This is a genomic window from Streptomyces sp. NPDC026538, from assembly GCF_055567535.1.
The window spans coordinates 222,952-242,551 of sequence record NZ_JBVHQG010000002.1; the positions used below are offsets into that span (position 1 = coordinate 222,952).

Genomic DNA, 19,600 nt, shown 5'->3' on the forward strand with positions numbered 1-19,600 from the left:
CGCACGAAAGGCATTGGACAGGGGGCGCTGGCCAGAGCTTTCGACGCAAGGGGTGCTGAACGAACATGTCATCCATCGATCTAACGGCGTCCGTCCCCTTCAGGGAGGTGACGGACCGCAACGGCCGCACATACCGGATCGGCGAGACCGACGTCGATCTGATGGGCCGCGCACGCAAGTGGATGGTCATCCTGCCCTGGGTGGGCATGATGGGCATCAGTTCCGCCGAGTACGCGTTCACGTCGGCGGAGGACACGCTGCACGAGGCACATCTGTGGAGCAGCGGGCACATCTTCTGGCTGATGGGCGTCTGGGTGTTCTTCCAGGCGGCCGTGGCCTTCCCGGCCGGGCAACTGCGGGAGAGCGGACGTCTTCCCGCGCGTACGGCCATGCTGATCGGCGCGGTCGGCACGCTGCTGGGCTATGCGGCGCTGGCGTTCGCACCGAACGTGGTCGTCGCCTATCTCGGCTTCGGCATGTGCAGCGGTATCGGCGCCGGTCTCGTCTACGCGACCTGCGTGAACATGGTCGGCAAGTGGTATCCGGAGCGCAAGGGCGGCAAGACGGGCTTCGTGAACGGCGGTTTCGCCTACGGGTCCGTGCCGTTCGTGTTCCTCTTCACCTCCGTCCTCGACCTGGGCAACTACAAGGTCCTGCTCACCTCGGTCGGCGTCGGACTGTGTCTGGTGGTGGCGTCGGCCGGCTGGTTCTTCAAGGACCCGCCGAAGAACTGGTGGCCGCCGCACGTCGATCCCCTGAAGGCCACTCAGGATCCGCGGATCAGGCGGGCGTTGGAGAAGAACCCGCCTGCGGTCAAGCAGTACACCCCGAAGGAGGCGGCCCGTACGCCCGTCCTGTGGATGATGTGGTTCTGCCTGCTGTGCACGGCCGGGATCAACATCTTCGGCATCGCCTTCCAGGTGCCGTTCGGCAAGGACATGGGGTTCGCGGGCGGGATCGTGGCCACGGCCATGTCACTGAAGGCGATCGTCAACGGCACCGGCCGCGGGGTCATCGGCTGGATCTCCGACCGCTACGGCCGCCGCAACACCCTGATCATCGTCTGCATCGTGCTCGGCAGCGCACAGTTCGGTGTGCTGGTCTCCGGCCAGATGGGCAGCATGCCGTTCTTCCTGTTCTGCTCCATGGTCTCCGGGTTCGGCGGCGGGGCGATCTTCCCGCTCTTCGCGGCCATGACGGCGGACTACTTCGGTGAGAACAACAACGCCACCAACTACGGGATGGTCTACAGCTCCAAGCTGATCTCCGGTCTGGTGGGTTCCGGTCTGGGCGCGGTCGTCGTGGGCGAGTGGGACTACCACGGCGCGTTCGTGCTCGCGGGCTCCGTCGGCCTGGCCTCCGCAGTGCTGGCCCTCTTCCTCAAGGCACCGGGCAGGCCCAGCGCCCGGCGCATCGTCCCCAACCCGCATCCGCTCGGCGAGGAGATGGCGTGACATGACGGCAGACCCTGTAGCCACGAACAGCACCGGTGCCGAACGACGTCCGTACCGTGAGGTGACGGACGCCCGCGGCCGCGTGTACCGGATCGGGGAGACCGACCGGGACATCCTCGGCCACTCCCGCAACCTCATGGTGTATCTCCCGTGGGTGGCCATGATGGCCATCAGCGTCTTCGAGTACGCGTACGGCTCCGCGGAGGACACCCTGTCCCACGCGCACGGCTGGACGCAGTCCAACACCTTCTGGATCCTGAGCATCTGGGTGTTCTTCCAGGCCGGTATCGCCTTCCCGGCGGGCTGGCTGCGCGAGAAGGGCATCCTCACGGCCCGCCGGGCGATGTACACCGGCTCCGTGATGTGCCTGATCGGATTCCTGGCCCTCTCACACATCAGCGAGATATGGCTGGCGATCATCGGCTTCGGCGTGATCGGCGGTCTCGGCTCCGGCCTGGTCTACGCGACCTGCATCAACATGGTCGGCAAGTGGTTCCCCGAACGCCGGGGCGCCCGCACGGGATTCGTGAACGGCGGCTTCGCCTACGGTTCACTCCCCTTCATCTTCATCTTCAACTACGCCTTCGACACGGCCAACTACCACCGCGTCCTGGACCTCATCGGCGCCTACGTGATGGTCGTGGTCCTGGTCACCGCGTTCTTCTTCAAGGACCCGCCGAAGAACTGGTGGCCGGCCGACATCGACCCGCTCGCTCCCTCGGGCGACACCAAGAACGCCACGGCTCTCGCCAAGAATCCGCCCGCGGTACGGCAGTTCACCCCGAAAGAGGCGATCCGCACGGGCATGCTCCCGCTGATGTGGATCGCGATCGTCATGACGGCGGGCGTCTCGATCTTCGGTATCTCCTTCCAGGTGGACTTCGCCAAGGACGTCGGCTTCGGCCCGCTGGTCGCGGCCTCCTCCATGGGCGTGATGGCGGTCATCAACGGCATCGGCCGCGGCGTGGTCGGCTGGCTCTCCGACCGCCTGGGCCGCAAGCCGACGCTGGTCTTCGTCATCGTCGTGCTGGGCCTGGCCCAGTTCGGCGTGATCTGGGCCGGTGACGTGAAGAGCGAGTGGCTGTTCCTGTTCTTCGCCTTCCTCTCCGGCTTCGGCGGCGGCGCCTTCTACCCCCTGTTCGCCGCCCTCACCCCGGACTACTTCGGCGAGAACTACAACGCCACCAACTACGGCCTGGTCTACAGCGGCAAACTCGTCAGCGGCCTGTTCGGCGGCGGCCTCGGCTCCATGGTCGTCGGCGCCTGGGGCTACAACGGCGCGTACGCCCTGGCCGGCGGCATCTCGATGCTGGCGGCGGGGGTGGCCCTGCTGCTCAGGCAGCCGGGCCACGGCCCGAGCGCCAGGGAGAAGGTGGGCACGGTGCGTCCGCAGACGGCGGTCTGAGGCTTCCCACCGAACCTCGGGTCGAGGTCTTCCCAGTGCTGAGTCCCGGACCCGTGTCCGGGACTCAGCCGCTCCCGGAACAGGGGCGTTCTCCTCCGCCTTCCCGGACAACACCGTGCCCGGTCAGGAGGGCGGCGGACCTCAACGGACAGCCTGGAGTATCCGAACCCGGCCCACCAACGAGGCCCGGCAGAGACGGAGTTTGCCAGAGGACCAGGCCCACCTGGCCGCCGGTCGACCGTGAGCAGCGCACGATGATGCACCTCGACTTCCAGGTCGTCGACCTGGACACGGCGGTGGCCGAGGCCGTCGCCTTGGGAGCGGTGCTCGCGCGGGATCAGCCGCAGGACGACGTGCGTGTGCTGTTCGATCCCGCCGGTCATCCCTTCTGCCTGTGCCGCGACGACCAGTAGAAGCAGGAGTGGAGCAGGCCCGCGAAATCCGTAGGCGCTGACTGGACGGCGGCCCGTAGATTCCCGGCGGGGGCCTGCCCGAGGTGCTCCGATTCTTGTGGGGGGGGGCGTCGATGACCATGGAGTCGATACCGGTGAAGTCGGCGCCGAAGTCGCTGGCGTGGCAGGGCGACGAGCTGGTCTCCGCGACCGGGGGCGGGCGGCGTTGGGGCCGCGACGGGGTGGAGCGCAGGGCGCCCTTCGCCTGGAGCTTTCCGTTCGACGCCGGGACGACCTCCGCCTCGGGGGCATACTCCGCCGTGTACCAGGAGCGCGGCACCAAGGCGGTGCTGCTCGGGGGTGATCGGGCCGTGCGGGAGCTGAACCGTCCTGCTGCTGCCCCGTGGCGACCAGGTGATCTGTTTCTCCGGCCACCCGCGCCTGCTCGACACGGCCACCGGGGTCGTCGTCGCGGAATGGCCCGAGGTGAGCGTGCCGCTCAAAGCCGGGTGCTTCGGCCACCGCCGCGTCCCGGCCCCCGTCGCCGCCCTCCACCCCGACGGCACCCGGCTCGCCGTCGCGCAGGCGGACGGCATCGCCCTCATCACGCTGCCCTGATACGCGTCACACTGCCATGAGCCCGCGCCCGTTCAGGGCTTCGCGCGCTCGTGGTACGACCGCCGGGTGTGCTCCGTGTGTTCGCGCATCAGACGGGTCGCCAGCTGTTCGTCGCGGGCCGTGATCGCCGCGATCAGTTCGCGGTGTTCGATCCAGGACTGGTGGCCGCGCTGCCGGGCCACCGGCGTGTAGTACCAGCGGACCCTGCGGTCGACCTGGGCGGCGAGTTCGGCGAGGACCGTGTTGCCGGCCAGGTCCATGATCTTGGCGTGGAACGCGGCGTTCAGGGCGACGGCCCCGTCCACGTCGTCCGCGGCGACGGCCTTCTCGCCCTCGGCGCACAGGGATTCCAGCGCGGCCACTCCCGCGCTGCCCGCCTCGGCCGCCGCCAGCCGCGCGGCCTCGGCCTCCAGCAGGGTGCGTACCGTGAGCAGTTGGTCGGCCTCCGCCTCCGTCGGCTCGTGGACGAACGCGCCCTGGGCGGGCCTGAGGTCGACCCAGCCCTCGGTGTTCAGCCGCTGGAGCGCCTCGCGCACCGGCTGCCGGGAGACGCCCAGGTGGCCGGCGAGTTCGCTCTCGACCAGGTGCTGGCCGGGCTGGAGGGCGCGGGTGGTGATGAGTTCCAGCAGTGCCTCGTAGACGCGGTCGCGGAGCGGGCCGGGGCGTTCGAGCTTGGGCACCGCGCCCTGCGGCAGTCCGGCTGACAACATCGGGTCCCCCTTCGGCAGACACCCGTTACGAGCGGACACTCAGTATCGATTGTCTTTCGTCTACAGTCTACGGCGCACAACTGCCAGGGGAAGCGGGAGTTGAGCACGTCACACCACGGAACGCGCCCCTCAGGGACACCGCACGACCTGCCCCGCGTACGACAGGTTGCCGCCGAAGCCGAACAGCAGGACCGAGTCGCCGCTGGAGACGCTCCCCTGCTCGACCAGCTTGGACAGTGCGAGCGGGATGCTCGCGGCCGAGGTGTTGCCCGATTCGGTGACGTCCTTGGCGACCACCGCGTTGACCGCGCCGATCTTCTGCGCGAGCGGCTCGATGATCCGGAGGTTCGCCTGGTGCAGCACGACGGCCGCGAGGTCGGCGGGGGTGACCCCGGCCTTCTCGCAGGCGCGCCGGGCGATGGGCGGCAGCTGGGTGGTGGCCCAGCGGTAGACGCTCTGCCCCTCCTGCGCGAACCGCGGCGGGGTGCCCTCGATGCGTACGGCGTGGCTCATCTCGGGGACGGAACCCCACAGCACCGGCCCGATCCCGGGCTCCTGACCCGGCCCGCACGCCTCGACCACGGCCGCGCCCGCCCCGTCGCCGACCAGGACGCACGTCGTGCGGTCGGTCCAGTCCGTCACCTCGGACATCTTGTCGGCGCCGATGACGAGCGCACGGGTGGCGGCGCCCGCGCGGACGGTGTGGTCGGCGGTGGCGAGGGCGTGGGTGAAACCGGCGCACACGACGTTGACGTCCATCGCGGCGGGCTGCGGGATCCCGAGCCGGGCGGCGACGCGAGCGGCCATGTTCGGGGAGCGGTCGATCGCGGTGGAGGTGGCGACCAGGACCAGGTCGATGTCCGCGGGGGTGAGGCCGGCCGCGGCGAGGGCCTTGGCCGCGGCGTGCGCGGCGAGTTCGTCGACGGGTTCGTCGGGCCCTGCGATGTGCCGGGTGCGGATGCCCACCCGGCTGCGGATCCACTCGTCACTGGTGTCCACCAGACCCGCCAGGTCCTCGTTGGTGAGCACCTTGGCGGGCTGGTAGTGGCCGACGGCGGCGATGCGCGAGCCGTTCATGGGTGGTGGGTCCCCCTCGTTGCCTCGGTGTGGGCCCACCAGTCTGTTCAGTGACTCACGGGTACGACGGCACGTAAGGCCACAGGAAACGGGCGCCCGAGTTGTCGGCTTCTTGCAGACCCTCGGACGCCCGAGCACTCTCCCGGTTCACCCGTTGAACAGCTGTGTCGCTTTCTGCACGAGTTCATACACGCCGTAGGCGAAGGGCGCGCCCACCCAGAGCCAGGCGACGGCGATCAGCCAGCGGCGGTCGGGCTCATGCAGGCTGCTGTCGTTCGACATCGACGGCCTCCCTGGGTGCGGGGATGTGGTGGCGGACGTTGACGGGCCGGATCAGCTCGTTGGCGACGAACCCGATGACGAGCAGGCCGATCATGATGCCGAAGGACAGCGTGTACAGGTCGGCGCCGTGCTTGCCGGCGTCCTTCTGGTGGTCGGCGATCCAGTTGACGATCAGCGGTCCGAGCACACCGGCGAGGGACCAGGCGGTGAGCAGCCGGCCGTGGATCGCACCGACCTGGTAGGTGCCGAACAGGTCCTTCAGATACGCGGGGACGGTGGCGAAGCCGCCGCCGTAGAAGGACAGGATCACCAGCGCGCAGAGGATGAACAACGGCTTGGACGAGTCCCCGAACAACGTGATGAGCAGGTACATCAGCGCGCCGACACCAAGATAGACGCGGTAGATGTTCTTACGGCCGATCAGGTCGGAGGTGGACGACCAGCCGATGCGGCCCGCCATGTTGGCGGCGGACAGCAGGGCGACGAACCCGGCCGCCGCGGACACCGTCACCGGGGTGGAGCTGTCGGCGAAGAAGTCCGTGATCATCGGGGCGGCCTTCTCCAGGATGCCGATGCCCGCGGTCACGTTCATGCAGAGCACGACCCACAGGCACCAGAACTGCGGGGTGCGGATCGCGGTGTTCGCCGAGACCTGCACGCCCTCGAAGGCGCTCGGCGCGCCCGCGACCGGCTTCTCGCTGCGCGGCACCCGGATCAGCAGCACTCCGAGGGTCATGAAGACGGCGTAGGTCAGCCCGTGCACCAGGAAGGCGAGGGCGATGCCATCGTTGTCACTGCCGAAGGACGAGAGCATCTGCGCGGACCAGGGCGAGGCGATCAGCGCGCCGCCGCCGAAGCCCATGATGGCGATGCCGGTGGCCATGCCGGGCCGGTCCGGGAACCACTTGATCAGGGTGGAGACGGGCGAGATGTAGCCGATGCCGAGGCCGATGCCGCCGACGAAGCCGTAGCCGAGGACGATCAGCCAGTACTGCTTGGTCTCGGCGCCCAGCGCGGAGATCAGAAAGCCGGTGGAGAAGCAGACCAGGGAGACCGTCATGGCCCAGCGCGGTCCGTTGCGTTCGACGAGGGTGCCGCCGAACGCGGCCGACAGGCCGAGCATCACGATCGCGAGCTGGAAGGGCAGCGCGCTCTCGGTGCCGCTGAGGTTCAGCGCGGATTCGAGCGGCGGTTTGAAGACGCTCCAGGCGTAGGCCTGGCCGATGGAGAGGTGGACGGAGAGGGCGGCGGGCGGGACGAGCCAGCGGCTCCAGCCCGGCGGTGCTACAGGGGGGCTGCTCATGAGTCCCGAACGGTAGGGCCGGGCCAGGGTGGTTGAGAACCCGACGACTCGATCGTATGCGATGAGCGGTATCCAGAATGCGCCGAACGGTCGCTGTCCGAACCCTTGCCCGGCCTGACTCCATACTGTAGACAATATTTCGTCGACATGATTCGGCCGACGGCCGGACCGCCTTACACGGCCGGACCGGCTTCACACGGCCGGACCGCTTCACACGACCCGGTCTCCCCGAGGCCACCTCCGCGGTATCCCTCAAACCGAACGGAGTGTTCCGTGAAAGTCGCAGTCCTCGGCGCCGGTGCGATCGGCGCCTATGTCGGTGCCGCGCTCCACCGCGCGGGCGCCGATGTGCATCTCGTCGCCCGTGGACCCCATCTGACGGCCATGAGGCAGCACGGAGTACGGGTGCTCAGCCCGCGCGGCGACTTCACCGCGCACGCCCACGCCACCGACGACCCGGCCGAGATCGGCCCGGTCGACTACGTCTTCCTGGGCCTGAAGGCCAACTCGTACGCGGCGTGCGGGCCGCTGATCGAGCCGCTGCTGCACGAGCGCACGGCGGTGGTCGCCGCCCAGAACGGCATCCCCTGGTGGTACTTCCACCGGCACGGTGGCCCCTACGACGGCCACCGCGTCGAGAGCGTCGACCCGGGCGGCGCGGTCAGCGCCGTACTCGCCCCCGAACGCGCCGTCGGCTGTGTGGTCTACGCGGCCACCGAGCTCGAAGCCCCCGGCGTGGTACGGCACCTGGAAGGCACCCGGTTCTCGATCGGCGAGCCCGACCGCAGTGCGTCCGAGCGCTGCCTGCGGTTCAGCGAGGCGATGCGGAGCGGCGGGCTGAAGTGCCCGGTGGAGCCGGAGCTGCGCAACGACATCTGGCTCAAGCTGCTCGGCAACATCTCCTTCAACCCGATCAGCGCGCTGGCCCGGGCCACCATGCGGCAGATGTGCCTGCACGGCGGCACCCGCCGGGTCATCGAGGTCATGATGCGCGAGACGCTCTCCGTCGCCGAGGCGCTCGGCTGCGAGGTCGGTGTCTCCATCGAACGCCGGCTCGCGGGCGCCGAGAAGGTCGGCGACCACCGCACCTCCACGCTCCAGGACCTGGAGCGCGGCAAGCCGCTGGAACTCGACGTGCTCCTCGCGGCCGTCGTCGAGCTGGCGGAGATCACCGGCGTGCAGGTGCCCACCCTGCGCACCGTGCACGCCATCTCGGACCTGCTCGCGCTGAGGAGCGCCGCATGAGGAAACGGCAGCAGAAGACCTACACCCGGCTCACCCACCCCCTGGTGCGGGACTCCCGTGACGAGCCGTTCCGGCGGGCGAGCTGGCAGGAGGCCCTGGGCCGCGCGGCCTGCGGCCTGGACCGCAACCGCGGGGCGTTCGGGCTGTTCTCCTGTGCCCGCGCCACCAACGAGATGAACTACGTGGCGCAGAAGTTCGCCCGGGTGGTGATGGGCACCAACAACGTCGACTCCTGCAACCGGACCTGTCACGCCCCGAGCGTGGCCGGTCTGAGCGCCGCCTTCGGCTCCGGCGGCGGCACGTCGTCGTACGAGGAGATCGAGCACACCGACGTCATCGTGATGTGGGGCTCCAACGCCCGCTTCGCGCACCCGATCTTCTTCCAGCACGTGCTGAAGGGCATCAGGAACGGCGCCCGGATGTACGCCGTCGACCCGCGCCGCACCTCCACCGCCGAGTGGGCGGAGAGCTGGCTCGGGCTGAACGTCGGGACGGACATCCCGATGGCGCACGCGATCGGCCGGGAGATCATCCACGCGGGGCTGGCCAACGAGGCGTTCGTCGAGCGGGCGACGACCGGCTTCGAGGAGTACCGGGCGCTCGTCGAACCCTGGACGCTGTCGCTGGCCGAGAAGGTGACGGGCGTCCCGGCCGCCGCGATACGGGAGTTGGCGCACGCCTACGCCCGCGCCGAGCGCGCCCAGCTGTGCTGGACCCTCGGCATCACCGAGCACCACAACGGCACCGACAACGTCCGCGCCCTGATCAACCTCTCCCTGCTCACCGGCCAGGTGGGGCGCTACGGCGCCGGGTTGCAGCCGCTGCGCGGGCAGAACAACGTGCAGGGCGGCGGCGACATGGGCGCGATCCCCAACCGCCTCCCCGGCTTCCAGGACATCCTCGACCCGGACGCCCGGCTGAAGTTCGAGTCGGCCTGGGACACGGTCATCCAGCCGCACTACGGGCTGAACCTCACCGAGATGTTCGAGGCCATGGAGGAGGGCACGCTCAAGGCGGTCTACTGCATCGGCGAGAACCCGGCCCAGTCGGAGGCCGACAGCGAGCAGGCGATCCGCCGGCTGAGCGCCCTCGACTTCCTGGTCGTCCAGGACATCTTCCTCACGAAGACGGCGGAGCTGGCGGACGTGGTGCTGCCCGCGACCGCCGGCTGGGCGGAGACCGAGGGCACCACCACCAACAGCGAGCGGCGGGTGCAGCGGGTGCGCCGGGCCGTGACCCCGCCCGGCGAGGCCCGCGAGGACATCGACATCCTCTGCGACCTCGCCACCCGCCTCGGCCACGACTGGAAGTACGCCGACGCCCAGGCCGTCTGGAACGAGCTGAGGTCGGTCTCCCCGGACCACTACGGGATGACGTACGACCGGCTCGTCGAGCACCAGGGCATCCAGTGGCCGTGCCCGAGCACCGAGCGTCTCGAACCGGCCTATCTGCACGGCAGGCTGTGGGAGAAGGACCCGGCGCGGCGCGGCCTGCCGGCCCCCTTCGGGCTGGTCCGGCACGATCCTCCGGTCGACCTCACCGACGAGGAGTACCCCGTCCGGCTCACCACCGGGCGGCGGCTGGACTCCTACAACACCGGGGTGCAGAGCGGCGGTTACGCCTCCCCGCTGCGGCGCGGCGAGTACATCGAGCTGTGCCCGGAGGACGCCGAGCGGTACGGGGTCGTCGTCGGCGAAAAGGTCCAGGTGTCCTCGCGGCGGGGCTCGGTCGTGGCCCCCGTCTGGATCGACACCGCCCTGCGCCCCGGTCTCGCCTTCATGACCATGCACTTTCCCGACGAGGTGGACACCAACCAGCTGACGATCGAGGCCAACTGCCCGATCGCGGGGACGGCGGAGTTCAAGGCGTCGGCGATCCGTATCGAGAAGCTCCCGGTCGCGACCATCGTGAGGTGACCCAGGTGGACCTGCACTTCGGCGACAGCAAACCGACGGACGAGGAACGGGCGGCCGTGGACGCCCTGTTGGGTCCTCCGGAGTCCTCCTGGGAGGGCGCCGCCCGCGATGGGGCGAGGACCGCGGATCTGCGCTGGGCACGCGGCGGGCGTCCCGCCCGGGACCGGCGCGACCTGCTGTTGCCGGGGCTGCACGCGATCAACGACCGCGTCGGCTGGATCAGTGAGGGCGCCCTCGGCTATCTGTGCCGCCGCCTGACGGTCCCGCCGGCCGAGGCCTACGGCGTCGCCACCTTCTACGCGATGTTCTCCGTCAGGCCCCGCCCGGCGACCGTCCTGCACGTCTGCACGGACCTGGCGTGCACGGCGGCCGGGGCGTCCGCCCTGTGCGCCGGGGTCGAGGAGGGTCTCGGTCCCGGGGTGCACGTCGAGCGCAGCCCCTGTCTGGGCCTGTGCGAGCGGGCCCCGGCCGCCCTCGCGGTCCGGGCCGGGGATCCGGTACGCACGGCGGTGGCGGCCCCGGCGAAGGTCAGGACGGCCGTCCTCGCGGCCACCGCGCCCGACTCGGCCCCCGAGGAGCCGTCGGCCGCATCGGCCGTACCACAGGCGGGACAGGAAGGTCTGACCCTGTTGAAGCGGGTGGGCGTGGTCGACCCGTCCTCGCTCGACGACTACCGCGCCCACGGCGGCTACACCGCCCTGCGCCAGGCCTTCGCCCTCGGTCCCGCCGGGATCATCCGCGAGGTCACCGACTCCGGTCTGGTCGGACGCGGGGGCGCCGCCTTCCCCACCGGCCGCAAGTGGCAGGCCACCGCGTCCCAGCCGGACCACCCGCACTACCTCGTCTGCAACGCCGACGAATCCGAGCCGGGCACCTTCAAGGACCGCGTCCTCATGGAGGGCGACCCGTATGCGCTGGTGGAGGCGATGACCGTCGCGGCGTACGCGATCGGCGCGCACCGGGGTCTCCTGTACATCCGCGGCGAATATCCGCGCGCGACACGGCGGATACGGCACGCGGTCGACCAGGCGCGTGCCCGTGGCCTCCTCGGCGACGACATCCTCGGCCAGGGCTTCGCCTTCGACATCGAGATCCGGCGCGGGGCGGGGGCGTACATCTGCGGTGAGGAGACGGCCCTGTTCAACTCCATCGAGGGGTACCGGGGCGAGCCGCGCTCGAAGCCGCCGTTCCCGGTGGAGAAAGGGCTGTTCGCCAGACCGACGGTCGAGAACAACGTGGAGACGCTGGTCAACGTCCTGCCGATCCTGACCACGGGCGCCGCGGCCTACGCGGCGATCGGCACCGCCGGGTCCACCGGACCCAAGCTGTTCTGCGTGTCGGGGAGCGTGGCCCGCCCCGGTGTCTACGAGCTCCCCTTCGGTGCCACGCTCGGCGAGCTGCTGCAACTCGCCGGAGTCCGGGACGACTTGCGGGCGGTGCTGCTGGGCGGGGCCGCCGGCGGCTTCGTACGGCCGGACGAACTCGGCATCCCGCTCACCTTCGAGGGCACCAGGGAGGCGGGCACCACGCTCGGCTCGGGTGTGGTCATGGCCTTCGACGGCACCGTGCCGCTCCCCCGGCTCCTGCTCCGCATCGCCGAGTTCTTCCGGGACGAGTCCTGCGGGCAGTGCGTGCCGTGCCGGGTGGGGACGGTCCGGCAGCAGGAGGCGCTGCACCGGATCGTCGAACGCACCGGCCCCGGCGCGGCCGACGACATCGCGCTGCTGCGCGAGGTCGGCCGGGCGATGCGGGACGCCTCGATCTGCGGTCTGGGTCAGACCGCCTGGAACGCCGTGGAATCCGCCATCGACCGTCTGGGAGCGTACCGATGACCGTCACACCGCTGGGGATCCCGCGCCGGCTGCTGGAGTTCACGATCGACGGCGAGGAGGCCCGGGTCCCGGAGGGCTCGACGATCCTGGACGCCTGCCGGGCGGCCGGGACGGACGTCCCGACGCTGTGCGAGGGCGACACCCTGCGCCCGAAGAACGCCTGCCGGGTCTGCGTGGTCGAGGTGGAGGGGGCCCGGACCCTGGTCCCGGCCTGCTCCCGGAAGGCCGAGCCGGGGATGGTGGTGCGCACCGGCACCGAGCGCGTCCGGCACAGCCGCAGGATCGTCCTGGAGCTGCTGGCCTCATCGGTGGACCTGTCGACAACCCCGCGGGCCGCCGAGTGGATCAAGGAGTACGAGGCGAAACCGGACCGCTTCGGCCCCGGCGCCGCCCGCCTGGACGAGGAGCCCAGAGTCGACAACGATCTGTATGTGCGCGACTACGACAAGTGCATCCTCTGCTACAAGTGCGTGGACGCCTGTGGCGACCAGTGGCAGAACAGCTTCGCGATCTCGGTCGCCGGGCGCGGCTTCGACGCCCGGATCGCCGTGGAGCACGACGCCCCGCTGACCGACTCGGCCTGTGTCTACTGCGGGAACTGCGTCGAGGTGTGCCCCACCGGGGCGCTGTCGTTCAAGTCGGAGTTCGACATGCGGGCGGCGGGTACCTGGGACGAGACGCGGCAGACGGAGACGACCACCGTGTGCGCGTACTGCGGTGTGGGCTGCAACCTCACGCTCCACGTGCAGGACAATGAGATAGTCAAGGTCACCTCGCCGCACGACAACCCGGTGACCCACGGCAACCTCTGCATCAAGGGCCGTTTCGGCTACCAGCACGTACAGAACCGGGGCTGATCAGACCATGGGACGAGTCACGGAACGACGCAAGGTCCTCCGCATCCGCGACGGAGCGGTCTCCGCCCGGCCGGACACGCTCGTCGCCGAGGAACCGCTGGAGATCAGGCTCAACGGGAAACCCCTGGCCATCACGATGCGCACACCCGGCGACGACTTCGCGCTGGCGGCCGGGTTCCTGGTGAGCGAAGGCGTCCTGGCGACCGCCGACGACCTGCAGAACATCGTCTACTGCGCGGGAGCGACGGTGGACGGCTCCAACACCTACAACGTGGTCGACGTACGGACCTCGCCGGGCGTCACGCTCCCCGACTTCACCCTGGAGCGGAACGTCTACACCTCCTCGTCCTGCGGGCTGTGCGGCAAGGCGAGCCTGGACGCGGTGCGTACGACGGCTCGCTGGCCGATAGCCGACACTCCCCCGGTCCGGGTCGGACCCGAGCTGCTCGCGAGCCTCCCCGACCGGCTCCGCGCGGCCCAGCGGGTGTTCGACCGGACCGGGGGGCTGCACGCGGCGGCCCTGTTCACCGAGGACGGCGAGCTGCTGGACATCCGCGAGGACGTGGGCCGGCACAACGCGGTGGACAAGCTGGTCGGCCGGGCCCTTCAGAACGGGCAGCTGCCGCTGTCCCGGGCGATCCTGCTGGTCTCCGGGCGGGCCTCCTTCGAGCTGGCGCAGAAGGCGGTGATGGCGGGCATCCCGCTGCTGGCGGCGGTCTCCGCGCCGTCCTCGCTGGCGGTGGACCTGGCGGCGGAGACCGGGCTGACCCTGGTCGGTTTCCTGCGCGGCCCCAACATGAACGTGTACGCGGGCGAGGACCGCATCGCCCTGCGGGCCGCGGCCGCCCAGGGCTGACCGGTTCCCCGCGGCACGGCGGCGGGGCCCCGACCGGCGGGGAGCGCCCCCTGCGCCGCAGGGGCCCCGCCTCAGTCGGAGCCGGGCGCCCCGACGCCCGCCGCGGCCTCGGCGAACGCGGCGACCAGCGGGGAGCGGCGACCGGCGGCCCAGGCCAGCAGCACCCGGTCGGGTTCGGCGTCGACGACCGGGACGTAGACGATGTCCGGGCGGGAGTACTGCTCGGCGGCCGAGCGGGGCACCATCGTGATGGCGGTGCCGGCGGCCACGCACTCGAACTTCTCCTCGATGGTGCGCAGCGGCAGGTCGCCGGGCCGCGGGTCGTTGTAGCGCAGCCACTGCTCGCCGTCGAGGTCGGCGAGCGAGATCTCCTGCTTTCCGGCGAGCCGGTGCCGGTCCGGGAGCATGGCCACGCGGGGCTCGCTGTACAGGGTCCGCAGTTCGAGTCCGTCCTCCCGGACCGGCAGCCGCACGTAGGCGATGTCGACGGTGCCGTCGAGGATCAGCTGCTCCTGGTCGTCCCACTCGACCCGGCGGGCGCGCGCCTCGATGTCCGGGTGGCCCGCGTTGAAGGCGCGCAGCGCCTCGGTGACCACGACGCCGGCCCGGAAGCCGACGACGAGCCGCCGCCGGCCGCGTGCGGCCTGTACGACCCGGCGCCGGGTTCCGTCGGCGACGGCCAGCAACTGACGTGCGTCCTCGAGGAGTTGCCGCCCGGCGTCGGTCAGGGTCACGCCGTGGCTGTCCCGTACGAACAATTCGGCGCCCAAGTCCTTCTCCAGCGACCGGATCTGACGGCTCAGCACGGGCTGGGCGATGTGCAGCCGCTCCGCCGCCCGGCCGAAGTGGAGGAGTTCGGCGACCGCCGTGAAGTAGCGGACCTTGCGCAGGTCCAGGTCCATGACCGCGGCTCCTTCCCGGGTGGCGATGTCTTCAGGGTATCGCCACCGCCGGAAGAGGTCTTGGACGGCCGCTGGGGTGGGGCCGCAGGCTGGAGATGTCCGAACGGGACGGAACACCGGCGTGGAAAGGGATCTGCCATGGGTCTGACAGGACAGCGTGTCGTTGTCATCGGGGGTACGGCGGGCATCGGGCTCGCGGTCGCCGAGGGCGCGGCACGGGAGGGTGCGCGGGTGGTCGTCGCCTCGCGGCGGCAGGAGAGTGTCGACGCGGCGCTGAAGGTGCTGCCGGAGGGCGCCGAGGGGCAGGTACTGGACGCCACGGACGAGGACGCGGTGCGCGGCTTCTTCACGCGGGTCGGAGCCTACGACCACCTGGTGTACACGGCCGGTGACTCGCTCCTGCTGGAGACCGTGGCCGACACGGAGATCGCGGCGGCTCAAAGCTTCCTGGACACCCGGCTGTGGGGTGCGTACGCGGCGGTGAAGTACGGCGTCGGCTCGATCCGCCCCGGGGGTTCGGTGGTGCTGACCACGGGTACGGCGGGACAGCGGCCGTTGCCTGGTTCGAGCGTCGCGTCGGCGCTGTGCGGGGCGATGGAGTCGCTGACCCGGGCGCTGGCCGTGGAGCTGGCGCCGGTGCGGGTCAACGTGGTCTCGCCGGGGGTGGTGCGCACGGAGCTGTGGCGGGAGCTGCCGGAGGCGGCCCGGGAGGAACTGTTCCGGTCGTCCGCCGAGTCGCTGCCGGTGGGGCGGATGGGCGAGCCGACGGATGTGGCGGAGGCGTACCTGTACCTGATGCGTGGGGGGTACAGCACCGGGTCGGTGGTGGTCGTGGACGGCGGCGGGACGCTGGTCTGAGCGGTCAGGCGGGGGTGAGGCGGACGTCGGCGGCGGTCACGACCGTGCCGAGGCGCGGGAAGTCGAGCCGGACGGACGCCTCGTGCTCGGCCCCGGTGAGGGCGGCCATGGCGTCCTCGACGAAGACCAGGTCGTAGCCGAGGTCGGCGGCGGCGCGGGCGGTGGACTCGACGCCGAGGTTGGTGGCGATGCCGCCGAACACCAGCCGGGTGATGCCGAGCCGACGCAGCCGGGCGTCGAGCTCCGTGCCCTGGAAACCGCCGATCGTGCGCTTGACGATCTCCACGTCCCCCTCTCTGCGGAGTCCGGCGACCAGCCCGCTGCCCGGCGGCTGCTCGGCGAGCGCGGGCCGTTCCACGCGGAGCAGCACCACGGGTGCGCCGGCCGCGCGGAAGGAGTGGGCCAGCTGCTCGGCGGTGTGCAGGACTTCGGTGCCCTTGCGGGGCTCCAGGGGCAGCGCGACGATGCGGTCCATCAGGTCGACGAGGACGAGAGCGGTGCGCGCCGGGTCGAGCGCCAGAGGTGCGGTCATGACGGAACGTTAGCCGTCATCAGCCGTCCGTACCGGTAATCCGGATCAACAGGCCCGTGAACTGGTGGCGTTCGGCAGCCGACGGCGCGGCGGGGCAGCGCCGCTGAGCCACGACCGCGGCCACGGCTCAGCGGCGGAGCGGCCCGGTGCCGACCGCGGACCGTGACTCCGCAGGGGGGGCGGCCGGGGCTTCGGGCGCCTCCTGGGCCTCCGGGTCGTGGGCGCGGCGCCTGGCGATGACGGCGCACACCATGAGCTGCATCTGGTGGAAGAGCATCAGCGGCAGCACCGCCAGCGAGGCGTGGGCGCCGAACAGGACGCTGGCCATCGGCAGCCCGGAGGCGAGGGACTTCTTCGATCCGGCGAACTGGATGGCGATGCGGTCCCCGCGGCCGAAGCCGAGCGCCTTGGCGCCGTACCAGGTCAGGAGGAGCATCACGGCGAGCAGCACGGCCTCGACGGCGAGCAGCCCGGCCAGCCGGACGGCGCTGACCTGGTGCCAGATGCCCCGGACCATGCCCTCGCTGAACGCGGTGTAGACGACCAGCAGGATCGAGCCTCGGTCGACCAGGCCGAGGATCTTCTTGTGCCGGGCGATGAACTCCCCGATCCACCGGCGCAGCAGTTGTCCGGCGACGAACGGCACCAGCAGCTGGAGGACGATCTTGACGACCGAGTCGGCGGAGAAGCCGCCTCCGCTGCCGCCGAGCAGTGCGGCGGCGAGCAACGGGGTGAGGACGATGCCGATCAGCGAGGAGAAGGAACCGGCACAGATCGCGGCGGGCACGTTGCCCCGGGCGATCGAGGTGAAGGCGATCGACGACTGGATGGTCGAGGGCACCAGGGTGAGAAAGAGGAATCCTTGGTAGAGCGGATGGGTGAGCAGTACGGGCACCAGGCCGCGGGCGGCCAGGCCGAGCACCGGGAAGATCACGAAGGTGCAGACCAGGACCGTGACGTGGAGCCGCCAGTGCCGCAGTCCGTCGACGGCCTCGCGGGTGGACAGGCGGGCGCCGTAGAGGAAGAAGAGGAAGGCGATCGCGGCCGTGGAGGCGCCGGAGGCCACGTCGGCGGCGGTGCCCCGGGCCGGGAGGAGCGCGGCGATGCATACCGTCCCGAGCAACAGCAGGACGTACGGGTCGATCGGCATCCAACTGGGCCAGCTCAGGCGTTTCACGGTGCTCCACTTGCGGTCGGTCCATGGTGTCGGGCCGGCGCGTACGCCGGGCTCTCGCGGGGGCTCTCGCCGGTGGCCGGAAGGCCCCTCCCCATCGTCCTCCTCCGGCAGGCGATCGGGAATCCGGTATACCGTTCTGACTGCCATCGCGTTCCGCGATAACATGTTCGAGTGTATGACCCTTCGCAGCTGCGGACCTTCCTGGCGGTGGCCCAGACCCTCAGCTTCACCCAGGCCGCCCGCCGCCTGGGACTGCGCCAGTCGACCGTCAGCCAGCACGTGCGCCGGCTGGAGGACGCGGCCGGCCGCCAGCTGTTCTCGCGGGACACCCACTCGGTGGAACTGACCGAGGACGGCGAGGCGATGCTCGGCTTCGCCCGCCGGATCCTGGAGGTGCACGAGCAGGCGGCGGCCTTCTTCACCGGGACCAGGGTGCGCGGCCGGCTCCGGTTCGGCGCGTCGGAGGACTTCGTCCTCACCCGGCTGCCGGAGATCCTGGAGGGCTTCCGCTACGACCATCCCGAGGTCGACCTGGAGCTGACCGTGGAGCTGTCGGGCACCCTGCACGAGCAGCTGGCCGCCGGGAAGCTGGACCTGGTGCTGGCGAAGCGGCGCGCGGAGGATCCGCTGGGCGAGCTGGTCTGGCACGACGACCTGGTGTGGATCGGCGCGGAGCGGCTCCGCCTGGACCCCGACCGTCCGGTCCCGCTGATCGTCTATCCCCCGCCGGGCATCACCCGCGCACTGGCCCTGGAGGCGCTGGAACGCCAGGGCCGCCCATGGCGCATCGTGTGCACCAGCGGCAGCCTCAACGGGCTCATCGCGGCGGCGCGGGCGGGCCTGGGCGTGATGGCCCACTCGAAGGGCCTGATCCCCCCGGGCCTGTTCCGCGTCCCGGACCGCTCGGGCCTCCCGGAACTGGGCAAGGTCGACTTCGTCGTCGTACACGGCCCGAGACGCACACCGGCGCAGGCGGCGGCGGACGCACTGGCGGCGGCGATCCTGAAAGGAGGCGCGCGGTTGCGGCCCGCACGGGCGCGGGGCTGAAGAGGTGCGGCTGCCGCCGCGTGGGCGCGACCGGCCGCCACCGCCCGCGGACTCACCACGGCCCGTGATACGTCAACTGCTTCACCCTCCGCAAAAACGGCATGGCCTCCACATGCTGCACCCCCTCCAGCTGCCCCACCGGGCCGCTCAGATACGCGTACAGATGCGCCGTATCCCGCAGCACGGCCGTCACCACGACGTGCGACGGCCCGGCGGTGGCCGCGGCGAACGCCACCTCGTCATGCCCTGCCAGCGCCTGGCCGACGGAGTGCATCGCGGCCGGCGTGGTGGTGATCCACAGCACCGCGGCCTTCGAGAACCCCAGCACCTCGGACCGGTACTCGACGTCGATGTACACCGCCCCGGAGGCGAGCAACGCGGCCAGCCGGCGCTTCACCGACGACTCGGACCGTCCCGTCGCCCGTTGCAACTCCGGGTAGGTCGCGCGCCCGTCCCGCTCCAGCGCGGCGAGCAGCGGAGCGTCCTCGGGTTCCAGCCGCGCCGGCCCGTCGGACTCCGGCGCCGCCGGGCGCAACGCGGCGACCTGGTCGTCCGTCAGCGCCCGGAACTTCAGCACCCACCCGGACGGCCCGCCGTAGAACCGGTGCAGGAGCTGCTGGGCGCGGATCTCCACCACGCTGGGGGTGCGTGGCAGTTTGCCGAGCAGCAGGTCGTCGTGGTCGCCGGGGTGGCGCGGCCGGGTCATGCAAGCGATCTCGGTGCCGCCGGCGGCCAGCCCGATCCAGGCGGTGTCGGGACGCTTGGCGAGGGCCTCGGCGATGACGGTGGCGCCGTCGGGCGCACAGCGCAGCCGGAGCATCCACTGGTCCTGGCCGAGCCGTTCGGGGTCCCGGAGGGCGACCACCCGCAGCCCGGCCTCGGCGCACAGTCTGCGGTAGCGGCGGGCGATCGTCTGGTCGGAGACGCCGAGCACGGCCCCGATCCGGCTGAAGGAGGCCCGGCCGTCGACCTCCAGCGCGCTGAGCAGCCGCAGGTCCAGGTCGTCGAACGTGTCGGATTCCAGCGGCAGCATGGTTTCTCCCATCGGATTCGGCCGATCACCCCGGCCGCACCGCCCTGATCGGCCGGATTGACCCCATGGTACGGAGCGACAGCAAGCCATTCGGCCGAGGAGTG

Annotated in this window: 19 protein-coding genes; 11 read left to right on the plus strand and 8 right to left on the minus strand. The window is 70.9% G+C overall.

The features are described 5' to 3' along the window. Nucleotides 1–65 precede the first annotated feature (65 nt). From ACZ4N4_RS07900 to ACZ4N4_RS07915, 4 genes are all read left to right on the plus strand, one after another. Nucleotides 66–1,454, plus strand: coding sequence for an OFA family MFS transporter (locus ACZ4N4_RS07900; protein ID WP_467585729.1), 1,389 nt, complete (start codon nucleotides 66–68; stop codon nucleotides 1,452–1,454). A 1-nt stretch (nucleotide 1,455) separates the two neighbouring features. Next, nucleotides 1,456–2,859, plus strand: a complete 1,404-nt coding sequence (locus ACZ4N4_RS07905) for an OFA family MFS transporter (protein ID WP_467585732.1) — start codon at nucleotides 1,456–1,458, stop codon at nucleotides 2,857–2,859. Between the two features lie 53 nt (nucleotides 2,860–2,912). Next, on the plus strand, nucleotides 2,913–3,272 hold the full coding sequence (locus ACZ4N4_RS07910) for a VOC family protein (RefSeq protein ID WP_467585735.1): 360 nt from the start codon (nucleotides 2,913–2,915) through the stop codon (nucleotides 3,270–3,272). 393 nt (nucleotides 3,273–3,665) lie between these two features. After that, nucleotides 3,666–3,869, plus strand: coding sequence for a hypothetical protein (locus ACZ4N4_RS07915; RefSeq protein ID WP_467585738.1), 204 nt, complete (start codon nucleotides 3,666–3,668; stop codon nucleotides 3,867–3,869). 32 nt (nucleotides 3,870–3,901) lie between these two features. On the opposite strand, the gene ACZ4N4_RS07920 is transcribed toward ACZ4N4_RS07915, so the two are convergent. From ACZ4N4_RS07920 to ACZ4N4_RS07935, 4 genes are all read right to left on the minus strand, one after another. Further along, nucleotides 3,902–4,579 (minus strand): GntR family transcriptional regulator, encoded by a 678-nt coding sequence (locus tag ACZ4N4_RS07920; protein ID WP_450764421.1) that lies wholly within the window; start codon nucleotides 4,577–4,579, stop codon nucleotides 3,902–3,904. A 129-nt stretch (nucleotides 4,580–4,708) separates the two neighbouring features. Beyond that, a complete protein-coding gene (locus ACZ4N4_RS07925; protein WP_467585740.1) occupies nucleotides 4,709–5,656 on the minus strand; it encodes a beta-ketoacyl-ACP synthase III in 948 nt (315 codons plus the stop codon). A 147-nt stretch (nucleotides 5,657–5,803) separates the two neighbouring features. Further along, nucleotides 5,804–5,938 (minus strand): MFS transporter small subunit, encoded by a 135-nt coding sequence (locus ACZ4N4_RS07930; RefSeq protein ID WP_351315073.1) that lies wholly within the window; start codon nucleotides 5,936–5,938, stop codon nucleotides 5,804–5,806. Further along, nucleotides 5,913–7,241 carry an OFA family MFS transporter gene (locus tag ACZ4N4_RS07935; RefSeq protein ID WP_467585743.1) on the minus strand — a complete coding sequence of 443 codons (1,329 nt, stop codon included), beginning with the start codon at nucleotides 7,239–7,241 and terminating at the stop codon, nucleotides 5,913–5,915. The genes ACZ4N4_RS07930 and ACZ4N4_RS07935 overlap by 26 nt, the downstream gene beginning before the upstream one ends. 273 nt (nucleotides 7,242–7,514) lie before the next feature. On the opposite strand from ACZ4N4_RS07935, the gene ACZ4N4_RS07940 reads away from it, so the two are divergent. Genes ACZ4N4_RS07940 through fdhD form a run of 5 tightly spaced genes read left to right on the plus strand, consistent with a single transcriptional unit; the run spans nucleotide 7,515 to nucleotide 13,947 of the window. Then, nucleotides 7,515–8,486 (plus strand): 2-dehydropantoate 2-reductase, encoded by a 972-nt coding sequence (locus ACZ4N4_RS07940; protein WP_467585746.1) that lies wholly within the window; start codon nucleotides 7,515–7,517, stop codon nucleotides 8,484–8,486. Further along, nucleotides 8,483–10,402 carry a molybdopterin oxidoreductase family protein gene (locus tag ACZ4N4_RS07945; RefSeq protein ID WP_467585749.1) on the plus strand — a complete coding sequence of 640 codons (1,920 nt, stop codon included), beginning with the start codon at nucleotides 8,483–8,485 and terminating at the stop codon, nucleotides 10,400–10,402. Before ACZ4N4_RS07940 ends, ACZ4N4_RS07945 begins: the two co-directional genes overlap by 4 nt. 5 nt (nucleotides 10,403–10,407) lie before the next feature. Next, nucleotides 10,408–12,234 carry an NADH-ubiquinone oxidoreductase-F iron-sulfur binding region domain-containing protein gene (locus tag ACZ4N4_RS07950; protein WP_467587640.1) on the plus strand — a complete coding sequence of 609 codons (1,827 nt, stop codon included), beginning with the start codon at nucleotides 10,408–10,410 and terminating at the stop codon, nucleotides 12,232–12,234. After that, nucleotides 12,231–13,091, plus strand: coding sequence for a 2Fe-2S iron-sulfur cluster-binding protein (locus ACZ4N4_RS07955; protein WP_453569756.1), 861 nt, complete (start codon nucleotides 12,231–12,233; stop codon nucleotides 13,089–13,091). The genes ACZ4N4_RS07950 and ACZ4N4_RS07955 overlap by 4 nt, the downstream gene beginning before the upstream one ends. Nucleotides 13,092–13,098: 7 nt before the next feature. After that, entirely contained in the window at nucleotides 13,099–13,947 is an 849-nt protein-coding gene (gene fdhD / locus ACZ4N4_RS07960; RefSeq protein ID WP_467585751.1) for a formate dehydrogenase accessory sulfurtransferase FdhD, read from the plus strand. Nucleotides 13,948–14,018: 71 nt separating this feature from the next. Here the strand turns inward: fdhD and ACZ4N4_RS07965 are convergent, their stop codons facing one another. Continuing rightward, nucleotides 14,019–14,849: a LysR family transcriptional regulator gene (locus tag ACZ4N4_RS07965; protein WP_467585754.1), complete on the minus strand. Its 831-nt coding sequence runs from the start codon at nucleotides 14,847–14,849 to the stop codon at nucleotides 14,019–14,021. A gap of 138 nt (nucleotides 14,850–14,987) precedes the next feature. Here ACZ4N4_RS07965 and ACZ4N4_RS07970 point away from each other — a divergent pair, with 138 nt between their 5' ends. Continuing rightward, nucleotides 14,988–15,707: an SDR family oxidoreductase gene (locus ACZ4N4_RS07970; RefSeq protein WP_467585757.1), complete on the plus strand. Its 720-nt coding sequence runs from the start codon at nucleotides 14,988–14,990 to the stop codon at nucleotides 15,705–15,707. Between the two features lie 4 nt (nucleotides 15,708–15,711). On the opposite strand, the gene ACZ4N4_RS07975 is transcribed toward ACZ4N4_RS07970, so the two are convergent. Both ACZ4N4_RS07975 and ACZ4N4_RS07980 read right to left on the minus strand, forming a co-directional pair. Next, entirely contained in the window at nucleotides 15,712–16,239 is a 528-nt protein-coding gene (locus ACZ4N4_RS07975; RefSeq protein WP_467585761.1) for an isochorismatase family protein, read from the minus strand. Nucleotides 16,240–16,366: 127 nt separating this feature from the next. Continuing rightward, entirely contained in the window at nucleotides 16,367–17,416 is a 1,050-nt protein-coding gene (locus ACZ4N4_RS07980) for a bile acid:sodium symporter family protein (protein ID WP_467585764.1), read from the minus strand. Nucleotides 17,417–17,587: 171 nt separating this feature from the next. Here ACZ4N4_RS07980 and ACZ4N4_RS07985 point away from each other — a divergent pair, with 171 nt between their 5' ends. Beyond that, on the plus strand, nucleotides 17,588–18,463 hold the full coding sequence (locus ACZ4N4_RS07985; protein WP_467585767.1) for a LysR substrate-binding domain-containing protein: 876 nt from the start codon (nucleotides 17,588–17,590) through the stop codon (nucleotides 18,461–18,463). Nucleotides 18,464–18,515: 52 nt separating this feature from the next. On the opposite strand, the gene ACZ4N4_RS07990 is transcribed toward ACZ4N4_RS07985, so the two are convergent. Then, nucleotides 18,516–19,496, minus strand: coding sequence for an Lrp/AsnC family transcriptional regulator (locus tag ACZ4N4_RS07990; RefSeq protein ID WP_467585770.1), 981 nt, complete (start codon nucleotides 19,494–19,496; stop codon nucleotides 18,516–18,518). Nucleotides 19,497–19,600: the final 104 nt, after the last annotated feature.

Bases quoted from the DNA above. Each gene is read 5' to 3' on its own strand.
- ACZ4N4_RS07965 (WP_467585754.1), bottom strand. From the start codon at position 14,849: ATGGACCTGGACCTGCGCAAGGTCCGCTACTTCACGGCGGTCGCCGAA.
- ACZ4N4_RS07945 (WP_467585749.1), top strand. From the start codon at position 8,483: ATGAGGAAACGGCAGCAGAAGACCTACACCCGGCTCACCCACCCCCTG.
- ACZ4N4_RS07930 (WP_351315073.1), bottom strand. From the start codon at position 5,938: ATGTCGAACGACAGCAGCCTGCATGAGCCCGACCGCCGCTGGCTGATC.
- ACZ4N4_RS07975 (WP_467585761.1), bottom strand. From the start codon at position 16,239: ATGACCGCACCTCTGGCGCTCGACCCGGCGCGCACCGCTCTCGTCCTC.
- ACZ4N4_RS07970 (WP_467585757.1), top strand. From the start codon at position 14,988: ATGGGTCTGACAGGACAGCGTGTCGTTGTCATCGGGGGTACGGCGGGC.
- ACZ4N4_RS07955 (WP_453569756.1), top strand. From the start codon at position 12,231: ATGACCGTCACACCGCTGGGGATCCCGCGCCGGCTGCTGGAGTTCACG.
- fdhD (WP_467585751.1), top strand. From the start codon at position 13,099: ATGGGACGAGTCACGGAACGACGCAAGGTCCTCCGCATCCGCGACGGA.
- ACZ4N4_RS07905 (WP_467585732.1), top strand. From the start codon at position 1,456: ATGACGGCAGACCCTGTAGCCACGAACAGCACCGGTGCCGAACGACGT.
- ACZ4N4_RS07935 (WP_467585743.1), bottom strand. From the start codon at position 7,241: ATGAGCAGCCCCCCTGTAGCACCGCCGGGCTGGAGCCGCTGGCTCGTC.
- ACZ4N4_RS07990 (WP_467585770.1), bottom strand. From the start codon at position 19,496: ATGCTGCCGCTGGAATCCGACACGTTCGACGACCTGGACCTGCGGCTG.
- ACZ4N4_RS07920 (WP_450764421.1), bottom strand. From the start codon at position 4,579: ATGTTGTCAGCCGGACTGCCGCAGGGCGCGGTGCCCAAGCTCGAACGC.
- ACZ4N4_RS07900 (WP_467585729.1), top strand. From the start codon at position 66: ATGTCATCCATCGATCTAACGGCGTCCGTCCCCTTCAGGGAGGTGACG.
- ACZ4N4_RS07925 (WP_467585740.1), bottom strand. From the start codon at position 5,656: ATGAACGGCTCGCGCATCGCCGCCGTCGGCCACTACCAGCCCGCCAAG.